The following is a 476-nucleotide window of genomic DNA, read 5'->3' on the forward strand; positions in this document are numbered from 1 at the left end:
CCCAGGTTGTGCAAGATGCGTTCAACCACCTTCCCCTCCCACACCGCGTCGAACTGGATCTGCCGATCCAGCCAGTGCTCCAGCCACTCCGGGTTCGGCAGCCGAGACTGGATCGTGTCCCGCGGAAACAGCTTCTCGTTGACGTGCAGGTTCGTCGGGTGCAGCGCCTGCGCCGTGCGCCGCGCGCTGGCCATCAGCACGCCCACCTTCGCGAACGCCGCACGCGCCTCGTCGCCAAAGCGGTTCAAAGCGCGCTTCATGTAGCGCAGGTAAGCGCCGCCATGGCGGGCCTCGTCGCGCGCCAGGGTTTCATAAATCGCCTTGATCACCGGCTCCGTGTGCCACTCGGCCGCGCGGCGGTACCAGTGGTGCAGCCGGATCTCGCCGCAAAAGTGCAGCATCAGGGTCTCCAGCGCCGGCGCCGGGTCGAAGTCGAAGCGCACCTCGTGCAGCTCGGCCTCGGTGGGCAGCAGGTC

At 67.4% G+C, this 476-nt stretch carries 1 pseudogene; it reads right to left on the reverse strand.

Features of this window, described 5'->3' with window-relative positions:
* A pseudogene (locus B2W70_RS01275) lies at nt 1-476 on the reverse strand (ferritin-like domain-containing protein); the annotation flags it as partial.

Origin of the sequence: Aquabacterium sp. UBA2148, assembly GCF_002328915.1 — a bacterium.
Taxonomy (GTDB): Bacteria; Pseudomonadota; Gammaproteobacteria; order Burkholderiales; family Burkholderiaceae_C; genus Aquabacterium; species Aquabacterium parvum.